The organism is Polaromonas sp. P4_H1, assembly GCF_056400945.1.
On the sequence record NZ_JBFUKG010000029.1, the window covers coordinates 15,418 to 32,934 of the forward strand.

At 58.3% G+C, this 17,517-nt stretch carries 16 protein-coding genes; 14 read left to right on the forward strand and 2 right to left on the reverse strand.

What is annotated here, in order from left to right:
• Positions 1-4 precede the first annotated feature (4 nt).
• The 14 genes from AC1DS5_RS24390 to AC1DS5_RS24455 all read left to right on the forward strand — a co-directional run bounded on the left by AC1DS5_RS24390 (position 5) and on the right by AC1DS5_RS24455 (position 15,193).
• On the forward strand, positions 5-640 hold the full coding sequence (locus AC1DS5_RS24390; protein WP_477720825.1) for a hypothetical protein: 636 nt from the start codon (positions 5-7) through the stop codon (positions 638-640).
• 45 nt (positions 641-685) lie between these two features.
• The gene (locus AC1DS5_RS24395; RefSeq protein WP_477720826.1) at positions 686-1,333 is read left to right on the forward strand and encodes a hypothetical protein; all 648 of its coding nucleotides are present in this window, start codon (positions 686-688) and stop codon (positions 1,331-1,333) included.
• Positions 1,330-1,998, forward strand: a complete 669-nt coding sequence (locus AC1DS5_RS24400) for a hypothetical protein (protein WP_477720827.1) — start codon at positions 1,330-1,332, stop codon at positions 1,996-1,998. The genes AC1DS5_RS24395 and AC1DS5_RS24400 overlap by 4 nt, the downstream gene beginning before the upstream one ends.
• A 37-nt stretch (positions 1,999-2,035) precedes the next feature.
• Entirely contained in the window at positions 2,036-4,114 is a 2,079-nt protein-coding gene (locus tag AC1DS5_RS24405; protein ID WP_477720828.1) for a secretin N-terminal domain-containing protein, read from the forward strand.
• A gap of 35 nt (positions 4,115-4,149) precedes the next feature.
• Complete coding sequence (locus tag AC1DS5_RS24410; protein ID WP_477720829.1) at positions 4,150-4,632, forward strand: type II secretion system protein; 483 nt, start codon at positions 4,150-4,152, stop codon at positions 4,630-4,632.
• A 33-nt stretch (positions 4,633-4,665) separates the two neighbouring features.
• Entirely contained in the window at positions 4,666-5,148 is a 483-nt protein-coding gene (locus AC1DS5_RS24415; protein ID WP_477720830.1) for a type II secretion system protein, read from the forward strand.
• Between the two features lie 4 nt (positions 5,149-5,152).
• Entirely contained in the window at positions 5,153-5,626 is a 474-nt protein-coding gene (locus AC1DS5_RS24420; RefSeq protein WP_477720831.1) for a type II secretion system protein, read from the forward strand.
• 887 nt (positions 5,627-6,513) lie between these two features.
• Positions 6,514-7,965: a hypothetical protein gene (locus tag AC1DS5_RS24425; RefSeq protein ID WP_477720832.1), complete on the forward strand. Its 1,452-nt coding sequence runs from the start codon at positions 6,514-6,516 to the stop codon at positions 7,963-7,965.
• Positions 7,966-8,081: 116 nt separating this feature from the next.
• The gene (locus tag AC1DS5_RS24430; RefSeq protein WP_477720833.1) at positions 8,082-9,230 is read left to right on the forward strand and encodes a hypothetical protein; all 1,149 of its coding nucleotides are present in this window, start codon (positions 8,082-8,084) and stop codon (positions 9,228-9,230) included.
• On the forward strand, positions 9,227-10,105 hold the full coding sequence (locus AC1DS5_RS24435; protein WP_477720834.1) for a polysaccharide deacetylase family protein: 879 nt from the start codon (positions 9,227-9,229) through the stop codon (positions 10,103-10,105). Before AC1DS5_RS24430 ends, AC1DS5_RS24435 begins: the two co-directional genes overlap by 4 nt.
• A gap of 215 nt (positions 10,106-10,320) precedes the next feature.
• On the forward strand, positions 10,321-11,505 hold the full coding sequence (locus AC1DS5_RS24440; protein WP_477720835.1) for a carbohydrate porin: 1,185 nt from the start codon (positions 10,321-10,323) through the stop codon (positions 11,503-11,505).
• Between the two features lie 24 nt (positions 11,506-11,529).
• A complete protein-coding gene (locus tag AC1DS5_RS24445) occupies positions 11,530-12,645 on the forward strand; it encodes a sugar ABC transporter substrate-binding protein (RefSeq protein WP_477720836.1) in 1,116 nt (371 codons plus the stop codon).
• Positions 12,642-14,207, forward strand: coding sequence for a sugar ABC transporter ATP-binding protein (locus AC1DS5_RS24450; RefSeq protein ID WP_477720837.1), 1,566 nt, complete (start codon positions 12,642-12,644; stop codon positions 14,205-14,207). The genes AC1DS5_RS24445 and AC1DS5_RS24450 overlap by 4 nt, the downstream gene beginning before the upstream one ends.
• Complete coding sequence (locus AC1DS5_RS24455; RefSeq protein WP_477720838.1) at positions 14,204-15,193, forward strand: ABC transporter permease; 990 nt, start codon at positions 14,204-14,206, stop codon at positions 15,191-15,193. The genes AC1DS5_RS24450 and AC1DS5_RS24455 overlap by 4 nt, the downstream gene beginning before the upstream one ends.
• Before the next feature lie 706 nt (positions 15,194-15,899).
• Here the strand turns inward: AC1DS5_RS24455 and AC1DS5_RS24460 are convergent.
• Together AC1DS5_RS24460 and AC1DS5_RS24465 are read right to left on the reverse strand one after the other, a co-directional pair.
• Positions 15,900-16,835, reverse strand: a complete 936-nt coding sequence (locus tag AC1DS5_RS24460) for an electron transfer flavoprotein subunit alpha/FixB family protein (protein WP_477720839.1) — start codon at positions 16,833-16,835, stop codon at positions 15,900-15,902.
• A partial coding sequence (locus AC1DS5_RS24465; RefSeq protein ID WP_477720840.1) for an electron transfer flavoprotein subunit beta/FixA family protein occupies positions 16,836-17,517 on the reverse strand: 682 nt, incomplete at its 5' end.

The following is a 17,517-nucleotide window of genomic DNA, read 5'->3' on the forward strand; positions in this document are numbered from 1 at the left end:
CCCGATGAAAAGCATTTCTGTTCGCGATCCCTTTAATATTGCGCCCCACGCTCCGCGGCATACGCGCGCCAGTTGGATGGTGTTAGCCGCTGGATTGCTATTTGCCGGTGGCTGCATTTGGCCGTTGGCACAGGGCATTCAAGCCATGAAGCAGGCTACCGATGTCCACACGGCAGCCAATGCCGCGGTGCGGTCCCAGGCAGATGTTCAACGCACCGCGTTGCTACGACAAAACGATCCAGCCGCACTAGCGCGTGCCAAGGCACAGCAAAAGATTCAAACGATGTTGCGCATGTCCTGGTCTGGACTTTTCGGCGCACTGGAAACGGCCGCCCAGGCGGTGCGGGGTGGTGTATCCATTCTGGCCCTCGTTCCGTCCAATGCACAAGCCAATGTGGCTCAGGTAAGCGTTACCGCATTGGCAGCCAACCCTCACGTCATGCTGAAGTACGTCGACGCGCTGCAGAAAAATAGCTACATACGCAACGTTGAAGTCACGATGCAACAGCCTGACGAAAAGACCGGGCCTGACGTTATTCGCTTCCAGATGACCGTCTTGTGGGACCCCAGTGCCATGACATTGCTATCTCAAACGGATACCAGGGCGAACGTTGCTCGCCCCTACAGCACACTGCCCTGAGCCTAACGCCGCCAACGCCAGCTGCCATCATCGTCAAAACATCACATGAAATTTTCCAACTATCGCGCATGGTTTCGACTCCGGTCTCTCGCGCCTTCGCACTGGGCGCGCGTGATCTCGCAAGTGGACTGGCCCGTCCAGGCAGGACTGTGTGCGGGCATTTGTGGGCTGCTGATGCTGGCCGCTTCCTGGCACATCCAAGGTCAAACCAATGAGTTGCTTGCAGCTTCGTCACGGGTAATTTCAAAGCAGCCCAATAGCGCGCAATTTCCCGGGCAGCCGTCTCAGTCGATTGAACCCATTTTTTCCGCACCAGAACACAACACTCACCTTGCCGATCTGGGGCGTCTGTTCAAACTTGCCAAAGACAAGGGTGTGAATCTTGGGGCCATTGAGTACCGCATCGAGCCCAGTACGACCTTGCCCCTACTTGTTCGAACGCTCAATCTCCGCGTGAATGAAGAGTATCCAAAACTCAAAGGTTTTGTAGCAGAGCTGCTAAACGCCATGCCTCACGTCTCCTTGCAAGAGATTCGCATTGAACACAAGGACGATGCCGCTTTGCAGGAACACGTCATGCTCAAGCTGTCTTTTCTCTACCAGTCACCACCGAAGAATTCACCGGTTTCACAAGGTACAAATCGATCGCAGAGCACGAGTGACACGCAAGTGGATTACGCGAAACTACGATGACTGCGCCAAATCGACCACCCATCGTTCGTCGCTGGCCGCACCTTGTTGGCTTGGGGGCGACGGGCATTCTCAGCTTTTTCCTGGCGGCCGCGTTTCAGATGTGGATGATGACGGCCAAAGATGAGGGGAAAAGCATTGCCGCGCCAGCAACACGTGCCCCGCGCACCTCGGCCGCGCAGGCGCATCCTCCCCTGAAAGAACTTCAAAACACCTCCGTCATTGCACAACAGCAAGCCGATATGGTCCGCATGGACCAGCACGTCATCCTCAATCCATTTGGGGCCTTGAATTTGATGGCAGGTTTGGATCTTGACAAGAAGCCTGCGACGCCTGGTGGTCCACAAGAACTCGCATCCGGCAAGAAGCGCCAGGCCAAGTCCACATCGCCCGAACCACCGCCGCCACCCCAAGTGGCTGCGGTTCCCCTTGCACCGCCTCCTCCCACGGCTCCCCCAATTCCGTTTATCGCAGTTGGCGCCATTCATGGCGCCCAAATCGCGGAAGGAAAGCCCGTTGCATTCCTGCGCCAAGGGGACAACGTGTTGGCCGTGCGGGCTGGGGACTCCATCGGCCCGAGTTATCAGGTGGAAAACATAAGCCCTGAAAAAATCGAATTTACCTACTTGCCGCTCAAGCAACGTCAGTTCCTGCCCTTGGCACGTTGAAGTGCATTTTTATTCGTATCTGACGCATTTATCCCTCATGAAAGAACACGTTGCCATGGCTTACTCTTCTGATTCAAGGCCTATTCACGGCAAGGGGCACTGGATCCTTAAAAGTGTTGCTATTGCATGCAGTGCCGTTCTGAGTAGTTGCGCGGGTTTTCATCACACCAAGGGCATGGTTGAACTCTCGATGGATCAGACCGACGAGGGAATTCAATCTTTGGGAATCGCCTCGCAAAAAGACCCTAGGAACCCCGAGTACAAGATCGACCATCTACTCAAGCGCGACCAAAACATCCTGAACTTGCTGGCCCAAGCAGATAACCTGCGTGCCAATGGAAAACTGACTGAAGCACGTACCGCCTACGAGCGAGTGTTGAAATTGGATCCCGGTCATGCAAGAGCCAAACTCGCACTGTCGGCATTACCTCAAGATGCCCGTTACGACAAGCTGCTAACACAAGGCGAGGAGTTCCTCAAACAAGGAAAGATGGAGCTTGCGCTCGACCGTGCGTCCCAGGTACTTGAAGATCACCCTCAAAACCAACGCGCCTCCCAACTCAAGGAAGCCGCCATGGATGCCAAGGCAAATCTTGAGCTGGTAAAGGCCAAGGACCTTGCTGCACGATCCATCCTGGATGCGCCCGTGACCTTGCAGTTCAATGACGCAACCCTTAGGGTCGTGTTCGAGTCCCTGTCCAAGTCCACCGGAATGAACATTCTGTTTGATAAGGATGTCAAGCAAAACAATAAAGCGACGATATTTGTTCGGGATGTTTCCGTATCGGATGCCATCGATCTCATCTTGTTGCAAAACCAGCTCGAAAAACGCGTGGTCAACGGCAACACCATGATGATTTATCCCGCGAACGCGGCGAAAGAGGCCGAGTATGAAGATCTCACCATTCGTTCATTCCGAGTCACCAACGCAGACATCAAATACCTGAGCAGCATGCTCAAGACGATGCTCAAACTCAAGGAAGTGGCGGCCGATGAGCGCACCGGGATTTTGGTTATCCGGGATACCCCAGAACGATTGCGTCTTGCGGAACGACTCATTGCCGTTCACGATGTGCCTGACCCGGAGATCATGCTGGAAGTACAGGTCCTTGAAGTGTCCCGAACTCGCACCAGCAATATCGGCATCAAACCGCCCAACAGCTTCAGCGTTACGACACCCGGGGCTGCTGGCACCTTAACCCTTGGCGCACTCCGAAGCATGACGAGCGGCGATCTTCTGGTCTCACCGCTGTCAGCGACGTTGAATTTCAAGCTTGAGGATGCTGACGCCAAGATTCTCGCGAGCCCGCGCATTCGCGCGAGAAACAAGGAGAAAGCCAAGATCATGATTGGCGACAGGGTTCCCACGATCACGAACACCGTAACACCCATCAGTACAGGCTCGGCTGTCGTGACAGGATCCGTTAGTTATCAAGATGTAGGCCTCAAACTTGAATTTGAGCCACAGGTGTACGGCGACAATGATGTAGGCATCAAGATCAACCTGGAGGTTAGCAACATTGCCCAGGCCTTTACCGATGCACAAGGCGGCCGGTCTTACCAGATCGGCACGCGAAATGCCAGCACCAACCTGCGGCTCAAGGATGGCGAGACCCAGATCCTTGGCGGCCTTATTACCGACCAGGACCGCAACACGGCCTCCTTGATCCCTGGCCTCGGGCACCTTCCCCTCATAGGACGCATCTTCGGGAATAACGACGGGGCGGACAACCGCAGCGAAATTGTCCTGGCCATCACGCCACACATTGTTCGCAGTATCCCGACCATTCCGCCGGACACCAGGAACATCTTCTCCGGCACGGCCAATGTTTTGCGCGAGCGGCCCATCCTCGCCGAACCTGTCACGCAACTGAAGATCTCCGGCACCTTCGGCGGCTCATTCGCGGATGGAGCAGGTTCGACAAACAACGCTTCCGGCGGCATTCGCCCTGCCTTTCCCCCTCCCGGTGGTGCCATGCCAGGAATTCCGGGCCAGCCACTGATCAATCCAATGCCCGCTCCGACTGCCGCGCCCGGATCACCGATGGGAGGTGGCAATAATCCTTTGCCTTCGCCGCCGGCGATGTACGTTCGCCCGTCCCCAACCACCCGATGAGACGACACCAACATCATGTCAATAGCGGGCAGGACGTGAAATACGAGGTCTCGTCAGTGACCAGGCAAAAGCACGTGCGGTCAACTCGTGGCTTTACGCTGATTGAGCTGCTGGTGGTATTCACGCTCCTGGCCTTGCTGCTCAGCATCGCCTTGCCGCGGTATCTCCAAGCGGCCGATTCCGCGCGAGAAAAAGTGCGCCAACAGAATCTGGCCACCTTGCGTGACGCTATCGATAAATTCAAGGCGGACCAAGGACGACTTCCCAATGAACTCTCAGAGTTGGTCACCAAGCAATACCTGCGTCACATCCCGCTAGACCCTGTGACCGGCTCGAACACTTGGACGACGTTGCCGAATCCTGCAGGTCAGGAGTCCGGCATTTATGAGGTCGCCCCCCCTCCGATGCTGAGCTCCCAATCTGGCGACGTGCCAATACCAGTGGAAACGTCTGCCATTTCAGACAACAACCCGCCCCTGCTGGATGCGGCTGCCGGTGCTGCTGCCGCTCCCAAATGACCCTGATTCCGCAACCCTCAAACTGACGCACGTATGAAGTCGCGAAGCCGTGGATTTACCCTGGTTGAATTGTTGGTCACGCTCGCCCTGGTCGGCATTGCGGCCGCTGTGGTGCTGCCACTCAGCGCATTGATGGAAACCCGCGCCAAAGAAGCCGAGCTTCGAGGGGCCTTGCGAACGATTAGACAAGCGCTGGACAGTTACAAGGCGGCTTCGGATGCGGGGGTCATCGACAAACCGACGGGTACGTCTGGCTATCCACCCAGCCTGGATGTGTTGGTGACAGGCGTTGCAAAGTCTGCTTCGCTGGGTTTTAGTGCCACACCACTGGTGCTCTTGCGGCGCATACCGCGGGACCCGTTCTTTGCGGATAAAACTACGCCGGCATCTCAGACCTGGAACATTCGAAGCTATGGTGCGGATGCCAGTGATTTTTCTCAAGGACAGGATGTGTTTGATATCTCATCCAAATCAGAGCGTCGTGGACTAGACGGCACTAGTATGACTGACTGGTGAAGCGATGATGCGCGCGCCTCCATCCCAAAAACAGCGCGGCGTGGTACTGCTAACGGTCTTGGTGTTTGTTCTGGTCACCACGCTGGGGGCGAACAGCCTCGTCCAAATGCATCAAACCCAGGCCCAGCGCGATAGGGAAGAGCAACTGTTATTCGTCGGTGATCAGTATCGCCGTGCGCTCGCTTCCTACTACAACACGATTCCGCCAGGTTCGTCACGTTCTTTGCCGCAATCCCTGGAAGATCTTGTGAATGATCACCGGTTCCCGAAACCAATGCATCACTTGCGCCGACTTTATCCGGATCCCATGACCGGACAAACGGACTGGCAACTTGTTCGTGAAGGCAGCGGGATCATCGGGATTAGCAGCCGTTCCAATCAACCAACCCTTAAGAAAAAAGGGTTCAGCAAAGAATACAAATCCTTCGAGGGAAAGAACTCTTACGCTGAGTGGAAATTTACCCTCAAGGCGTCATAGCCTACGGAAGTCCGTGAGCTCGCAAACAATCAGTTATTTCTGTCGATGGAAGTCGGCCGGTTCTGGTTCTCCACCCAGTGTTTCCCCAGACATCAACACGCGCCTGCACAAGCGGGGGGGGGAGTCACCCACCAACGGCGGGCACGCAGCACGACCCACACCACACGCTGCGCGCTTGCATAGCGTGCGCCAAACACCAATTGCGCCTGCACTTACGGTAAATGGGTGTTTTGGTAAGTAGGAAAACAGCCCAGTAGCGCCAAGCTTTATGCCAGTTTGTGTTTGGGCTGCACCAATGCTGCGAGTGCGACTTTCAGATCATTCGATCACTTAGCGCAACGCCCTGGCGGTGCTCTGATGTGGCGGCAAATTAAGCGCCCTGCCCTGGCGGCGGTTTGGCCGGGCAAGCGGCAATGCAGAGGTAGCCCTTTTTGGCGAGATAGTCGGCCTGCTTCTTCCGCACCTTTACCAGGCTTCGCAGTTCGTCGTCAGACTTTGCTAAACCGCCAGTGCCAGTGCAATGCCGTGAAAATACTGCCTTTGCAATTTCCAGGTGCGTCCTTTTAGCGCGTGTCGCATCAAGCAGGCGCAACAACTCCAGCCAGTCTCCGGCATGCCCCACGGATGAGGCCTTGGGATTGCCCTGTTGCTGCTTTTCCAGTTCGAGCAGCTTTTTTCGCGCAAGCCGTTGAACTTCGCGTACCCACGTCGCTCGGGCCCAACGGCTTGGGTCACACTCCTGTGCTTCGAAAAATGTACTACGAGCCCATACGCGCGCGGCTGGCAGTAAAAGGCTGCGAAATGAAAACGCTAACACCCAACAAGTTTGCCGACGCCAAACTGAAGACGGTGGAACATGTGGCGGCCATGGTCGAGAAGGACCTGGGATGAAAGCCGCGATGCGAACGGTACTGACTGCCGTAGCGCTTGCGCAATGTGTCACCGCTTGGGCAGTACCCGCCACCAATGACCCCAAGGCGACTTACGAAGGCGGGCAGTTTTCGCTTCCAGCGCTAAGCAACCCAAAGGATGCTTACGTCATTTTCGTGATGGACGCCGCGGGCAAAACCGACCGATGGCCCTTGCCTAACGGAACCGATGGCTTACGCGCACCCAGTACAGCGCTGCCTGCGGGCCAGTGGACGTGGCGCTACCTAGTGTTGTCGGCACAACCGCCTCGACTGGAGATGACCACGCCGCGGAACCAATCGGTGTCACCCGTCGACCTTGATGATGGCCGCATCATTGTGGGATGGGCGGCGGTCCCGGGCGCGAAGACCTATCGTATCGCCGGTGAAATGGTTGACCAGGTTAGAGCCGACGATAGCGCAGCATGGGCTAAGTTCACGGTGGACTGCCCCGCCTTTGGCTGCACAGCCGATAAGGTAGGCGGCAATGGCTTTGAGTTGAAGCCCGGCTACCAGGCCAAGTACAAAGTGACGGCCATTGACAACGACGATGTGGTGCTGGCGCAAGCCGATGGACTGACCGCCAGCGTGACGCCTAATTTTGGCAAGCGCGCCGAGGCAGCCGGCTTCAAGCTGCAGCGATCTGACACCTTATCAAAGCTGCTGGCGCAAGAACCCGCGGTTTTTAGCTGGAACGCTGCACAGAAAGAAGGCGGCAACAGGTCATCGTCGTACCGCTCAGAGTTCGCAGTAATTTGGGAGCCACAACACGGCGGCTATGCAGGGTGGTTCCCGCGGTATTCGTTTGAGGGCGCATTGACCTCAAGCGGGGACCAGAAACCCTTCGACGCGTTACGCTTACGTGCTGGTGGCTACAAAATTTGGCAACCCAGCCCGGGTGAAGGCGCCGAGTTTGTGGCGAACCTGAAATATGAAACCGAGCGGAAGAGCGGGACCAAGAAGGGCATGATTGAACTGGCTGTGACCCCGATATACGGCTGGTTAGGAAAATATACACCTGTGCCTACCGGACCCAGGCCGCGTAACGCCATCGGCAACCTTGCGTCACCACCGGGTTTAGTACTTGCGCCACTGGCCACCTTCGGACTCGAGGTAGGCAAAACATTTGATGTTGGGAGCTCAGCTGAAACGAGCGACACGGTGCTGCGACTGAAGTCGCTGTTTCGGTTGGATGCGGATTTTCCTGCGGCTGCAGCTGCACTACGGATTCCGCACCTGGGCGCTTCATTGCAGGCAACATTCTGGAGATTGCCAAAGGAAACTGAGAAGAATCACGCGCTGGGCAGGGCGAGCCTGAACTTCGGTATCACCGATGCGATTAGTTTTGAGTTGGCCTATTCGGCCGGCCGCGATGCGCCCACGTTCAAGTTTCTACGCAGTACCAGTGCAAGCTTTGGGTTGAAGTTTTAGGGCGCGAGCTGAGGTTGTATCAGATCCTCTAACTGGAGCACGCGAAAGAGTTCCAGTCGTTGCCCTTTCTTCGAAAAGTACGCGCCAACTTTCAACAAAAGTTTTGTGAGATTTCTATGAAGCCCTCTGCCACAGTTTTATTTCTCGGTTTGGTATTGGGATGGAGCGCTGAGGCTGCCGCACAGAAAAGTGGGGTGGTCGCCGATATCTCCCCAGCTCCCACTCTCACTAGCCCTTCTGCAATCGGGTTTGCCAGTTCGCTCTTGGGAAAACCCGCCGATTGGGGTGGGAATGCGGCCGACCTATTCGCCGCCAACTACGAGTTTCCTAGTAGCTTTGCATCTATGGAGACACAACCGTGGATGACGCTCGATCCCCGCAAGCCAGAAGAGGTCGACAATTACTACCGTGCGGTTCTCCGATATGCGCTGTCCTCCTTTCAGGGAGACATTTCAGCAAACTGTCCAAAGGTATCAAAAGATTGGTACCACATGCCTTGGATGACCTTCTCTTTCGGAAACCGCATCGCCAATATTGAAAAAGGATCCATAGGGAGCGGGCGCGAGCCGATATGCGGGTTGACTCAAGAGAGGCCTGCTCCAAAAAAGTTCTTGTACGGGGGATTGGATAAGAAAGTACAAACTTGGGCCGTAGGCATGTTTAATGCGCCGGGAGGCTATCTTCTTGGTCGAATCTGGCGCAGCCGCGGAGAAGTCAACCTGACGGAGACAAAATTCCCTAATGGATCTTTCGTAGCTAAGTTCCTTTTCACGGAAGCGACCGACGAAGAGGTTCCATTCCTTCAAGGTGCGCCGATTTGGGAAGCCAACATCTATGCCAGCGTTGATACCGCGACGATCCGCAAGACCAAACCGATGCGGTTGATGCAAATAGACTTTGGCGTAAAGGATAAACGAGTCAAAGAGCAAACAGGCTGGGTCTACGGCACATTCTTGTATTACAAGGAGAAAGATGCGCCTACGTCCGCCTGGACAGACAACTTGATACCAGTTGGGCTAATGTGGGGTAAGACGCTCCGCACCGGCATCATCAGCATGCCCGCAAGCGGCAAGCTGACGCGCAGCCCAGCAACTTTAATTGCGGACATCTACATCCGATGTGTTCGGAACACTAGCACCATTCTACAAATCGTTGGCCAGCTCTATGATCCGCGTCACCCTGCCACCGAGCTTGTTTCGGCCCGTCGCCGAGACCCGTTTGGAATCTGGGCGCTCATCAATTTCGAGAAATGGAGATTCAGTTGAACAACACGCTCTACGACTATTCACCGATCATCGCTCGTCCCAAACTAGCTTTTCCCAACGGCGCTCGTATCGCGTTTTACGTCGGTGTGAACATCGAGCACTATGAGGTGGACAAGCCCTCCACCAGCATCTTCGGAGGCACGGCGCACCTCAAGCCCGACGCGCTGAACTACGGCTGGCGCGACTATGGTCCACGCGTCGGCATCTGGCGCATGATCGACACCCTCGACAAGTACAAGATGCGGGCGTCGGTTCTCCTCAACTCGGATTGCTGCCGGCACCATCCCCAGATCATCGAAGCGGGAAAAGCGCGCGATTGGGCTTGGGTCGCCCATGGCAAGAACAACTCGATCTTCCAAGCCGATATGACGGTGGAGCAAGAGCGCAGCTACTTGGCAGACGTCGTCAAGACAATCACCGACGCCACCGGCAAGCAGGTCAATGGCTGGATGGGGCCGGCCCTCACGGAAACATTCGACACCCCGCGGCTAGTCAAGGAACTGGGGCTTTCCTACGTGCTCGACTGGTGTGCGGACGACCAGCCATTTCCCCTCAACGTCGAAGGAATGATGTCGGTACCGTATTCGCTCGAGCTCAACGACATTCAGATGTTCCTCGGCAAGAGCCTGTCTGGGGACGATTTCTACCGGATGGTGATCGATCAATTCGATCAGCTCTATCAGGAAGCGGAGCACTCAGCCAAGGTGATGGCGCTTTGCCTGCATCCCTTTGTCATCAACCAGCCCTCTCGTCACAAGTACCTCGAGAAAGTACTTCAGTACATCACGGGGCACGAGGGTGTTTGGTTGACCACGAGCGACGATATCGCGGCCCACTACGCCAAGAGCTCTCACTTCGCGGAATTGAAACCCTGATGCGGCCAAGCCTCGCTGGGTCGAGGCTAATGAGACAGCGGGGCAACCCGCTTCCACCGCACGGCCAGGTCGTCATCGCATTCACGACATGATCGATGAATGTCCACCGCGTGGGCACCGCAGAACGGAGTGACCTCCTGCAGGCGATGGCATGTAGTTTGCAGGATTGTTCAGATAGCTTCGTTACATCCAATAAGAAATACAGGAGACTCACCATGATCGAGAAATATTTTTGTTCTCTAGCGGCCCGCTCTGTAGTCGCCGTACTGGCGCTAGCCGCCGGTAGTGCCGAGGCTGTGGACTGGAACGGCTACTTCCGCGCCGGCCCGGGTCTGACCAGCACCGCCAATGCATCGCGCGGCTGCTACGCTCTCAACGGCGGCGGCGCGGGCCTAAAGTACCGGCTGGGCAACGAATGCGATTTCTACGGCGAGTTCCAGCTTTCGCAAGGCTTCAAGAAGGACGACATCGACTACAAAGTCACGTTGATGGCTACCCACTACACGGCGGCCACCGACACCAATGGCAGCGGCTTCAGCATCGAACAGATGTTTTCCGAGGCGAAAGGATTCGACGTCGCGCCCGATGCTACTTTCTGGATCGGAAAGGAGCGCGGCAGGCGGGGCTATGTGTATATCGTCGACACCCAATTCATCGAGATGGCCGGCGTCGGTGCCGGCTTCAAAGGTCAGCCGATAGGGCCCGGCAAACTGGGCGCAGCTTACTACAAGACCGATGCCAACGCCGCTCGGCCCGGCAACCGTTTCAATCTCGAATATGTCGACCTGCCCGCTGGCCCCAATGGCACGCTGCACTTCTTCGCCACCGCGACCAAGGGCGATTTTTCCGGCGGCACCAAGGGCCTGGGCCTCTCGGCGCGCTACGACCAGGGCAAGCTATTCGACACCTCCTTGAGCAACATGCTGCTCCTGCAGTACGCTCAAGGCTCCACTGGGCTCAATGCCAACTTTGGCGATCTTACAGCCGGCCCTCGCGCTAAGGGCTGGCGCATCGTGGAAGTCATCAGCGGGCAGAGCGGCGCCTTGGGCGCCCAAGCCATGGCGCTGCTTGCTCGCGAGACAAGCTCCTCCGGCGTGGCGACTGATTCCGCCAGCGCTGGAGGCCGGCTGTCGTATGCCTTCACGCGACACTTCAAGCTCGTCAGCGAGCTCGGCGTGTCCCAGTACAAACCCGACGGCGGCGACACCGCGCGCCTGACCAAACTAACGATCGCGCCGACGTTGGCGGTGGGAGCAGATTTCTGGGCTCGACCCGAGTTCCGTCTGTATGTGACCAGAGCCAAGTGGAACGGCGCTGCCGGCAACGTCACGGGCCAGGTCGCCTTCGCGGACAGGACCTCGGGCACCAGTTTTGGCGCCCAACTCGAAGTGTGGTTCTAACAACCTATTTAACGGAGACAAAACATGAAAATACAACAACTAACCCCGGCGCTTGTGCTCGCGATGGTGTGCGCCGGCTCCATCGGTAACGCAAGCGCAGCCGATGCCGGACTCGAGCGGGCCAGGGCAACGCTGGTGCGCTACAGCGGAAATCCCGAATTCGTCGCCCCGGGCGAGGCTTTCGACGCCAAGGTATGCGCCTCAGGCAAGAAGATCCTCGCGATCCCCTTCACCAGCGCCAATCCGTTTCTCAAGGGCATTACTGACAGGATGAAGCGGGTGGGCTCCGAGCTGGGCCTAACCGTGACGGAGTGGGAAAACCAGGGCCAGCCCAATCAGCACACACAGGGCGTCAACTACGCAATCCAGGCCAAGTTCGACATGATTACCCTGCCGGCGGGAATCGACCCGAACGCCTTGGGCCCGTCGCTGCGCGCCGCCAAGGGTGCGGGCGTCAAGGTGGCGACCACACATTTTTACGACCCCGGCATGGTGCAGAATTCACTGCTCAGTAGCTCGCTCACCATCGGTTTCAACGAAGTCGGCCGCATACTCGCCGACTGGAGCATTGTGCGAACTGGGGGGAAGGCGAACATCATTATCATCAAGAGCGACGACGCACCGCCCACAGGTGCGATGGTAAGGGGAATAACCGAGCAGCTCGCCGCCAACTGCCCGACTTGTAAGATCACGCAACAGATCAATGTCGGCCTTGCCGAATGGGCAACTAAGATCCAGCCGTCTTTGCAGGCCGCTTTGCAGGCGCACCCGGAAGTGAATGTGGTGCTGCCGATCTATGACAGCATGTCGCAATTCGTTGTGCCGGCGGTCGCGCTGACGGGACGGGCGCAGACGGTCGCCGTAGGCACTTTCAATGGCACGCCCTTCGCTCTCGACTTCGTGCGCAACGGCAAGGTCGATCTCGACATCGGTGAGAGCCTCGACTGGATCGCCTACGCTACGATCGACGGGCACCTGCGCGACTTGTGCGGTTTGCCAGTTCCCAAGTCGCTCAACGTCCCCTTCTATCTATTTGACAAAAGCAATGTGACCGCCGCCGGCGTTCCCGCCAGCTTCGACAAGGGATACGGCAACGCTTATATCAGCGGGTTTCGCACGTTATGGAAGCTGAGCCGATGACCGCGCCGACGCCTGTCCTGGCGATCCAAGGACTGAGCAAGACCTTCGGCGGGGCACGAGTGCTGCAGAGTGTGGACCTCACGATCAACCCTGGTGAAATTCTTGGCTTGCTGGGACGCAACGGCTCCGGAAAATCGACGCTGGTCAAGATTCTCGCAGGTGTGCTTGCGCCGGATCCGGGCGCGGTGATCACATTCGATGGCAGAGCCACATCCCTGCCGTTCGCGCCCGGAGTTTGGCGTGCGCTCGGCCTGCGCTTCGTGCACCAGAACCTGGGGCTGACGCCCACGCTGACCGTACTTGAAAACCTCTACATGAGCGAGCTGGCCCAAGAGGGCGGCAGCTACATCGATTGGCGCCGATTACGAACGCGGGCGTCACAACTGCTGGAGGCCTATGGCTTGCATTTTTCCCCGGCCACGCAGGTCGAACGCCTGTCTCCTGTCGAGCGCGCCCAGCTTGCCTTAGTACGGGCCTTCGCCAACCTCGACGAGACAGCGCCGCCGCCGCGCCTCATCCTACTGGACGAGCCAACCCCTTTTCTGCCGCAGTCGGACGTGGAACGGCTCTTCGCACTAATGCGGCGAGGCGTTGAGCGCGGTGCAAGTATCATGTTCATCACCCATGACGTCGACGAAGTGATGACGATCACCGACCGGGTCGCGGTGCTCCGCGATGGTGCTCTGGTCGGCACCGGGCGCACCGCCGATGTCGGTCGCGCAGCTATCGTCAAAATGATCGTGGGCGAGACCGTCGCGCAGGGCCGCCTCGACAGTCATCAAAGAAAAGGGCAGCCGGGCGCGGCTATCACCGTGCAGGCCGCCTGCGCACGCCGCCTGGCGCCGACCGATCTCGACCTGCGTGCAGGTGAGATCGTCGGACTGACGGGTCTGGTCGGCTCGGGCTACGAAATGCTGCCGCAAGTCCTGTTCGGGGCCAGGGCCGCCGCCTCGGGAACTCTCACATTTGCGGGCGAGGCGCCGTTGTTGCTTCGCGGCCTGACTTCGTCGATGGCGATCGACCGGGGCGTCGCGTTCGTGCCCGGGGATCGCCTTGGCGCAGGATGCATCGGTGCCCTCAGCATTGCGGATAATCTCTTTTTTCCAAGCCTTTGCGAGTTCACGGGACGCGGACGCCTTGACCGCGGACGCATGATGCGGGAAGCACAGGGTGCCTGCGATGAGTTCGGAATCAGGCCGGCCACGCCGGGCGCCCCAGTCAACACATTGAGTGGTGGCAATGCCCAGAAAGTCCTCATGGCACGCTGGCTCCGTCGAACGACGCGGCTTCTGCTGGTGGTCGAACCGACCCAGGGAGTGGACGTGGGGGCCCGGCGTCAAATCATGCAGACCCTGCGAGAGGCGGCGGACAAGGGCACCTGTGTCGTGTGCGCGACCTCGGACGCCGAACAACTGGCCGATCTCTGCGATCGCGTGGCCATCTTTGCGCAGGGACGATTGCGTCTCTGGCTGTCACGCGAGCAGCTTTCAAAGACTGCGGTGGTCGCGGCTTGCTACGCGGCGTCTGACTCGAGTCAAATCACCGAGGAGCAGAGCGCATGAGACCCACGCCTTCCGGCTTGCGCGCCGCACACCACTGGGCACAGCGCGCCGAGCGCTTCGTCCTCGCCTTCACCTGGGCCGCGGTCGTGCTCGGCTTTTCTCTCGCGCTGCCCGGCATGTACTTCACCTGGGGCAATTTCTCGGTCATGTTCGCCACCTGGGCACCGTCGGCCGTCCTGGCGCTCGCGATCATCATTCCCCTCACGGCCGACGAATTCGACCTCTCGGTGGGGGCCACGCTCACGCTCTCCTCTTGCATCGTCGGCGTGCTCAACGTCTGGCTCGGGGCGCCTCTCTGGTTCTCAGTCTTAGCCGCGCTAGCCGCGGGCTGCCTGGCCGGGTTGGTCAATGCGGTGCTAGTGATTCGGCTGCGCGTCCCTTCCCTCGTGGCGACGATCGGGACAACCTCGCTGATGGCCGGCGTAGTGCAATGGATGACGAACTCGTCGACCATCAGCGGTATCGACGACAGGCTGATCGCAGTTGCGACCGGGCATTGGCTCGGCATTCCCAACGTCTTTCTCATCGCATTAGTGACGGCCGCGGCGATCTGGTATTTCTTCGAGCTCACGCCGTCCGGCCGACGCCTGCTATTCGTCGGTCGCGGCAAGGAGGCCGCCCGGCTGAACGGCGTCAATGTGGATCGCAGCCGACTCTTCGCGTTCGTAGCCTCCGGCGGCTTGGCAGCCTTCGCCGGCGTGCTTTACGCGGGGCTTCTCGGTTCGGCCGACCCGTACTCAGGGATGAACCTGCTGCTTCCCGCCTTCGCCGCCGCCTTCCTCGGTGCGACCGCCTTCACGCCGGGTCGGTTTAACACACCTGGAACCATCTTTGCTGTGTATTTTCTTGGAAGCGGCGTGACGGGCTTAACGATGCTGGGCATTCCGATCTGGGTGACCAGCATCTTCAACGGCCTCGCGCTCATTACCGCCGTCGCCCTGTCGCAATGGGCACGCAGGCAGTTCGTCGGAGGCGACGACGAATGAGCTTGCCGGGCAGACTCGATCGCACGCTGACATTTCATATATCCATGGGAAGGAATGCAGAGATGTTTTGCGCGCGACTGGTGGTTCAATTCTTGTGTCCTAGCATCGCTGAAATACAGGTTGGGAATTTACCCGTTTTCGTACCCATATTTCGGCTTTCAGTTCACGCAGGCTTACGATCCACCCCCAACGCTCCTACGAGGTGTCGCACAACGGCGTTGATGCTCGCAGCGAATCAGCACTGATGTGAATGGGTGGCCGCAAAGCGGAAGTGCAAAATTCTTCATCTAAGGGAGAGCAATTCTCAATGCGAGACGTTACTCGGAAGTGAATCCATTGCTCAGTTTCCAGCGAGGCTCGCCTCTTTGGCCCCGACGCCAGTTACGATGAAATCACGTTGAAAGACAGCACGATCGTATATATCCAATACGAGGCTGACGAAAAATGGAAGTCATCCTACGGAACCTGGGAGGTCAATCTTGTCAAACTATTCTGCTTGAGACTTACGTAAAGGTTCAAAACCGATCGCTTGTTAACAATCAGCTGAAGGATGCACAGATTGACGTGAGGTATTGGCGCGGCCATGGCCAATCCAGCAACGATGCCTGCTTCTTCAAAGCGCAGAGAGCCTGAAAGACGCAATGCCCAGCAACGAAGAAATCCGAAATTAGCAAATAGTGCTTTGCGAAATCAGTCGTTAAGATGCTCAGTAAATCGCGACCACCAGCTCGGGCACAGCGGTGAACAAATCAGCCTCCAGCCCGTAATCAGCAACACTGAAAATCGGTGCCTCGGGGTCCTTGTTGATGGCGACGATGACCTTGCTGTCCTTCATGCCGGCCAGGTGCTGGATGGCGCCCGAGATGCCGGCGGCGATGTACAACTGCGGCGCCACGATCTTGCCGGTCTGGCCCACTTGCCAGTCGTTGGGGGCATAGCCCGCGTCGACCGCGGCACGCGAGGCGCCCAGGGCGGCGCCCAGCTTGTCAGCCAGCGGCAGCATGACTTCGTTGAACTTCTCGGCAGAACCGAGCGCACGGCCGCCCGACACGATGATCTTGGCGGCGGTCAGCTCGGGGCGGTCGCTCTTGGCAATCTCGGAGCCGACAAACGACGATTTGCCGCTGTCGGCCACGCCGGCCAGCGTTTCCACGGCAGCCGAGCCGCCCGTGGCCGCTGCCGCATCGAAGCCCGTGGTGCGCACAGTGATGACTTTGGTGGCATCCAGGCTCTGCACAATGGCAATCGCGTTGCCGGCATAGATGGGGCGCTCAAAGGTATCCACCGCATCGACCTTGGTGATGTCGGAGATCTGGCCAACGTCCAGCGTGGCGGCCACGCGCGGGGCGATGTTTTTGCCCGATGCCGTGGCCGGAAACAGGATGTGCGAATAACTGCCGGCGATGGCGACCACCTGCGCGGCCATGTTTTCAGCCAGGCCGTGCTCAAAGTGCACGCCATCGACGTGGATGACTTTGGCCACACCGGCTATTTTGGAGGCGGCCTGGGCTGCAGCTTCGGCACCCTTGCCGGCGACCAGCACATGCACCTCGCCACCACACTGGGCGGCGGCGGTCACGGTGTTGAGGGTCGCGGGTTTGATGGCGTTGTTGTCGTGTTCGGCAATTACAAGTGCGGTCATTTAGATCACCTTCGCTTCGTTTTTGAGTTTGTCCACCAGGGCGGCCACGTCGGCCACCTTGACACCGGCGCTGCGCTTGGGCGGCTCGCTGACCTTGAGGGTCTTGATGCGTGGCTTGACGTCCACACCCAGGTCTTCCGGCTTGACGTTGTCCAGCTGCTTTTTCTTGGCCTTCATGATGTTGGGCAGCGTCACATAGCGCGGTTCGTTCAAACGCAGGTCGGTGGTGATGATGGCGGGCAGCGTGAGGGCCAGCGTTTCCAGGCCGCCGTCGACTTCGCGGGTCACTTTGGCCTGACCGCCTTCGACTTCCACCTTGGAGGCAAAGGTGGCTTGCGGCCAGCCCAGCAGGGCCGCCAGCATCTGGCCGGTCTGGTTGCAATCGTCATCAATCGCCTGCTTGCCCAGAATCACCAGTTGGGGCTGCTCCTTGTCGACCAGCGCCTTGAGCAGCTTGGCCACGGCCAGCGGCTGCAGCTCTTCGGCGGTCTCGACCAGGATGGCGCGGTCGGCGCCGATCGCCATGGCGGTGCGCAGGGTTTCCTGGCACTGCAGCACGCCGCAGCTCACGGCGATGACTTCGGTCACGACGCCCTTTTCCTTCAGGCGGGTCGCCTCTTCGACGGCAATCTCGTCAAACGGGTTCATGCTCATCTTGACGTTGGCGATGTCGACGCCGGTG